The following is a 5,842-nucleotide window of genomic DNA, read 5'->3' on the forward strand; positions in this document are numbered from 1 at the left end:
ATCGACCGCGTAGACGACCCTGTACCCGGCATACGAACCGACAACGGACGGAACGGCTGACCAAGATATACCTGCCTCTTGACAGCGAGGCGATTAGACGACCCGCTCCGCGGGAGGGTCGCTTGGGGTGATGTAGTGTAGTATTTGTGAGACTTTCGGCGGGGGCGGCGTCGCCGGCCGACTGTGGAGTTCCTTCAACGGAGAGGAACTTACCATGGATGCTATTACGACCGCTGCGCCGACCCATTCGCTGCGTGAGCGGATGCTGCAGGATATGACGATGCGTGGCTTCGGGGCGCACACGCAGAACGACTATATCCGACATGTCCGGAACTTCGCCGCGTTTCTCGGCCGCCCCCCGGACACGGCCACGGTGGAAGACCTCCGGCGTTTTCAGGTTGACCAACACGAGCGCGCCGTTGGTCCAGCCACGATCAATGGCGCGGTATCGGCACTGCGGTTCCTCTTCGGGATAACCCTCAGGCGGCCGGAGATGGCGCTAGCGCTGGTCGTCGTTCGCTTCACACCCAAGCTGCGGGTGGTTTTGAGCGTCGAGGAGACAGCGCGGCTGCTCGAGGCTGCGCCAGGCATCAAATACAAAGCGGCCCTCAGCGTGGCCTATGGCGCGGGCCTGCGGGTCTCGGAGGTTGCCCACCTCAAGGTCGATGACATCGACAGCACCCGGATGATGATCCGCGTCGAGCAGGGCAAGGGACGCAAGGACCGCAACGCCATGCTCTCACCGCACCTGCTGGACTTGCTCCGTCAATGGTGGCGCGAAGGCAAGCGGCGCGGAGTGATGCTACCTCATGGCTGGCTGTTCCCCGGCCGCAGCGGCACGGATCCGATCTCGGCTCGCCAGTTGCACCGCGTCGTGCAGGAAGCGGCCGAGCGCGCCGAGATCCGCAAGCGGGTAAGCCCGCATACACTGCGCCACTCGTTTGCCACTCACCTGCTCGAGCAAGGCGTCGATATCCGAGTCATCCAGGTGCTGCTGGGACACGTGAACATCAACACGACCGGCATCTATACTCAGGTCTCGAGCAAGACGATGCGGGCGGTGGCCAGCCCGCTCGACCAGATCGTGGCCGTGATGGAAGGCAGGGCACCTCCCGGTTGAGCCGGTGCGCACCGGCCACGAGGTCGCCGATATCTTCCGCAGCGCCGGGCCCGCCTATCGGGCGGCCCACGCCGGGCATCTGAGCCTTGGCCAGCTCAAGGTCATGACGGCGATCGAGAACTGCCGCACCGCCGCGCTGGGCGGTCACGTCGAGGCCTGCGACGACTGCGGGCACTGGCGTATCGCCTACAACTCATGCCGCAACCGGCATTGCCCCAAGTGCCAGGGCGCTGCGGCGCGCACCTGGCTGGCCGCGCGCGAGACCGATCTGTTGCCGGTGGGGTACTTCCATGTCGTGTTCACCGTGCCCGCTGAGATCGCGGATATCGCGTGGCAGAACAAGGCGGTGGTCTATGATCTGCTGTTCCGCACAGCCGCGGATACCATGCTGACCATCGCTGCCGATCCCAAGCACCTCGGCGCGCGGATCGGGATCACCGCCGTGCTGCACACGTGGGGATCGGCACTGACCCACCACCCTCATGTGCACATGATCGTACCCGGCGGAGGCATCACGCTTGACGGCACGCGCTGGATCTCGTCGCGCCCGGCCTTCCTGCTGCCGGTGCGCGTATTGGGCGCCTTGTTCCGCCGCCTGTTCCTCACGCGCTTGCTGGCATTGTTCGATGCCGGCAAGCTGGCCTTCTTCAGCACCTTGGCTGGCCTCGCGACACGCAAGGCCTTCCTGCGGCATCTCTCGCCGATCCGGAAGAAGCGCTGGGTGGTCTATGCCAAGCCACCCTTTGCCGGGCCGCAGGCGGTGCTGGCCTATCTCTCGCGCTACACGCACCGCGTTGCCATCTCGAACCGGCGGCTTATCGCCTTCGACGAGGACGGCGTGACGTTCCGTTATAAGGATTACCGTCGCGACGTGGTCGAACGCCAGCAGGTCATGACGCTGGCGACCGACGAGTTCATTCGCCGCTTCCTGATCCACGTCCTGCCGCGCGGCTTCCACCGCATCCGGCATTACGGCCTGCTCGCCAGTTCGACCCACAAGGACACCATGGCGCTGGCCCGCAGGCTGTTGGGCGTCGCCGCACCGGTCGAGGAGCCCGAACCCGACGAGCCGCCCGATCATCGTCCGCCATGTCCATGCTGCGGCGGGCACATGACTATCATCGAGACCTTCGCCCGCTGGTGCCAGCCCCGCGCGCCGCCATCATCGCCATCGCCAATCCGGGAGAATGCGCCATGATCCGGCATGGCTCAGCCTGCACAACGGTCGCACCCATAGTGTCCTGGCCGACGACGCAGCACATGCCTATCCCAGAAGCGAGCCGGGCAAAGGGCACATCGACCAGCAAAACCACCACCGCCCGCACTCTGACGCCGCACAAAGTCACGTTGATCCGGCCAGAACCGACACTTCCGGATCGGCATCGCTTACCCGTCCGAACCACCCCAAAGCCGCTTTACCCATAGACCAGCGCGTGGGGCCCGCGGGTTCCTGCACTGGAGGCTTTCGTACGCAAGCGCCCGAAACCCTTCACATTAGCGGACATGCCGTTATAGAAAGCGTCTGACCTCTTGGCGCAACCTTTGACTAGTCCACGACTGCTGAGTCATTTGGCGAAGCGCCGGGGTTACGGCTTCCCGATCCTCATCAGGCAGACAAGGAATCCAAGTGATGGCAAGCTGTGCCCAATGCTTGGATAGGCTTAATCCTGCGCAAATCACGCCGACAAAAGGGAAGGGAGTCAGCGAAACTTCCTCTATGAGAGATCGGACCTGCGGGTAAGGCCTCTCCAGTAAAGCCACCGCCCGCCAGCATTGGTCTCTTGAAAGACGATAGCTATTCCCTCCGCCGACAACTGCCCACTCGTTCCCATCTGGTCGGACAATAAGATCGTTCCCGAAGCCAACCTGCTGAGGGTTAAACGATGTGTTCGATCCCGTTGCCATGTCCTATGCTGGCTTCGATTGCTTAGCCCGTCAATGACCGCTTCCCACCCAGTTTTTGCCGTTCTCGACCCCTTCGCGGACGGATGACGGCTCCCGCCCGAGGCTGTGTGAAAACGTTTCGTCGCAGCCGAAACGAGCAAGATCGGAATCACGAGCAAGCGTCTCGCGCAAAGGTTGAATCAGGCGCTGGCCAATCTTGAATCTGGAGGGTTCTGTGAGGTCGCGCGGCGGTGATCGTCGAGCTTGGCGCGGTGCGCGACCTCATTGAAGCCGGATTGAGCGAACCCGCTGACGCGGCCACGCGCTATGGGATTAGTGTTGCGGCGCTGGATCTTGGCGACGCGCTGTGGGTGACGCGGCTCGCCGTCCAGGTGCTGGGCGACCCCGAACCGCCCGTGTTGGTCGATGCGATCGACGCGTCGACCGGTATTTTGGTTCGGGTTGCCATACGGACGGCCTGCCCGGTGGCAGATCGGCGAGATGCCGGACGCAGAATATCATTGCGCCCGTCGACACTGCTGCCGCGACGCCGTCATGATCGATGCTCGATCGAAGCGCGTGCTCATGATGTATCAGGCGGTGGACGAGGTGGCCCGTCCCGCCAACGCGGCACCGTTGCCGTGATGCGCAGAACACCGCCACAACATGGGCAGACGGATGGGTCAAAGCGCGGGAGCGGCCTGGCGGCTTCGCCATCTGCGGTGGCCGGCGTGGGCTCGGTCGCCACCAGTTGCCGGATGATCGCGAGCCTGGCCCGGCGGCAGCCATTTGCGAGGAAGCCATAATGGCGGATGCGATGGAAGCCGTCGGGGAGGCTGTGAAGGAGGAAGCGGCGGATGAACTCGTGCGGATCGAGCGACATAAGCCTGTGCGCGTTGCCGTGACGATAATCGCGCCAGCGGAAGGTTACGCTGGTCTCGTCGGCGCTGACCAGGCGGCTGTTGGCGATGGCGACCCGGTGGATGTAGCGACCGAGATAGGCGAGAACCTGTTCGGGTGAGCCGAACGGCGGCTTGGCATAGACGACCCAGTTTTTGCGACGAAGCTGCCGGATCGCGGCAGCGAAGACATCGGCGTCACCGAACCCGTCGAGTGTAGCGGAGAAGTGCAGCCGCCCGGCCGCATATGCCGTCTGGAGCCGATCGAGGAACAGCCGCCGGAACAGGCGGGAGAGAACATCGATGGGCAGGAAGAAGCGTTGCCGGCAGCCGAGCCACCGCCCATCGGGTGAGAGCGCGCCGCCGGGGACGAGGCAATGGATATGCGGATGATGGGTGAGCGCCTGACCCCACGTATGAAGAATGGCGAGGAACCCGATCTCGCCGCCAAGGTGCTGCGGATCGGCGGCGATGATCTTGAGCGTTGCGGCAACGGCGTCGAACAGGATGGCGTAGACGACCGCCTTATTGTGGAAGGCGATCTCGGCCACGTCGGCCGGCACCGTGAACACGACATGGAAATACGGCACCGGCAGTAGATCGGCCTGACGGTCAGCGAGCCACCGTTCACGCGTCGCGCTCTGGCACTTGGGACAATGTCGGTTGCGGCACGAATTATAGGCGACACGAGCATGCGAGCAGTCCTCACAAGCCTCGACGTGACCACCAAGCGCGGCTGTCCGGCAGAGTTCGATCGCGGACATTACGCGGCGTTCCACGCGGCCAAGATGGCCGTCATGCGCTTGGGCGTAGGAAGGGCCGTGGCGGCGGAAGATGTCCGCCACCTCCAGATCGGACCGCACGGGTCCGGCTCAGGCGGGCGGCACCACCTCCAGCCTCAGGTGATCGAGCGGACTCCGCGTCGCTGCGATCGTACTTGTCGCCACATGGGTGTAGCGCGCGGTCGTCGAGAGGTTGTTGTGCCCGAGCAGCACCTGGATGATGCGGATATCGGTTCCGCTCTCGAGCAGGTGGGTCGCAAAGCTATGGCGCAACGTGTGGACGCTCACCTTCTTGACCAGGCCCGCCGCCTTGGTTGCGGAACGGCAAGCCGCGTGGAGGACTTGCACGTCGATCGGCTTGTCGCCGCGCCCGGGAAACAGCCAATGCTCCGGACGTACCAGTCGCCAGTAGGTCCGCAAGATCCCGAGCAGCTGCGGCGACAGCATGACCGTGCGATCCTTGCCGCCCTTGCCGTGACGAACCAGGATCACCATCCGGTCGCTGTCGATATCCGCGACGTTGAGGCTCACCGCCTCTGAGGCGCGCAAGCCGGCGGCGTAGGCGGTGGTCAGGGCGGTGCGTGCCTTCAGCGACGGAACCGCTTCGAGGAAGCGGACCACCTCGTCGGCGCTCAGGATCGCCGGCAGCTTGCGCGGGGTACGCGCATAGACGATCCGCTCCGGGATCTCGGCCCGGTCGAGCGTTACGCCGTAAAAGAATCGAAGAGCACATACCGTCTGGTTCAGCGCCGGCCAGGAAATGCCCTGCGACACCAAATACACCTGGAAAGCGCGCACATCCTCCAGCCCCAGCCGATCCGGCGACTGGCCGAAATGACGGCTGAATTTCGTCACCGCATGCAGATACGATCGTTGTGTCGCGGGTGACAGGTTGCGCAAGCTCATGTCGTCGATCATGCGACGGCGCAGCGGGCTTACCGCTGCCGTGGCTTCAGCCATGGGGTGGTCTCCTGGTCAGGGGTTGGTCTCAGCAACCAAACCTTCTCATCAGGAGGCCATCCCGGCCAATACGCACGCCAGTCCCGCGTCAGCGGGTCGTCTAATCGCCTCGCTGTCAAGAGGCAGGTATATCTTGGTCAGCCGTTCCGTCCGTTGTCGGTTCGTATGCCGGGTACAGGGTCGTCTACGCGGTCGAT

The 5,842-nt window shown here is 64.0% G+C and carries 4 protein-coding genes; 2 read left to right on the plus strand and 2 right to left on the minus strand.

Going from position 1 to position 5,842, the window contains the following annotated elements; translation table 11 throughout:
• The first annotated feature begins 214 nt into the window (after positions 1 to 214).
• Together EWE75_RS23520 and EWE75_RS23525 are read left to right on the plus strand one after the other, a co-directional pair.
• Positions 215 to 1,120 (plus strand): tyrosine-type recombinase/integrase, encoded by a 906-nt coding sequence (locus EWE75_RS23520; protein ID WP_130160482.1) that lies wholly within the window; start codon positions 215 to 217, stop codon positions 1,118 to 1,120.
• Positions 1,121 to 1,124: 4 nt separating this feature from the next.
• Positions 1,125 to 2,318 carry an IS91 family transposase gene (locus EWE75_RS23525; protein ID WP_130160483.1) on the plus strand — a complete coding sequence of 398 codons (1,194 nt, stop codon included), beginning with the start codon at positions 1,125 to 1,127 and terminating at the stop codon, positions 2,316 to 2,318.
• 1,269 nt (positions 2,319 to 3,587) lie between these two features.
• On the opposite strand, the gene EWE75_RS23530 is transcribed toward EWE75_RS23525, so the two are convergent.
• Positions 3,588 to 4,766: an IS91 family transposase gene (locus EWE75_RS23530; protein ID WP_130160484.1), complete on the minus strand. Its 1,179-nt coding sequence runs from the start codon at positions 4,764 to 4,766 to the stop codon at positions 3,588 to 3,590.
• A gap of 9 nt (positions 4,767 to 4,775) precedes the next feature.
• Positions 4,776 to 5,645 (minus strand): tyrosine-type recombinase/integrase, encoded by an 870-nt coding sequence (locus EWE75_RS23535; RefSeq protein ID WP_130160485.1) that lies wholly within the window; start codon positions 5,643 to 5,645, stop codon positions 4,776 to 4,778.
• Between the last annotated feature and the right edge of the window lie 197 nt (positions 5,646 to 5,842).

The sequence above is a fragment of the Sphingomonas populi genome, from assembly GCF_004208535.1.
GTDB lineage: Bacteria > Pseudomonadota > Alphaproteobacteria > Sphingomonadales > Sphingomonadaceae > Sphingomonas > Sphingomonas populi.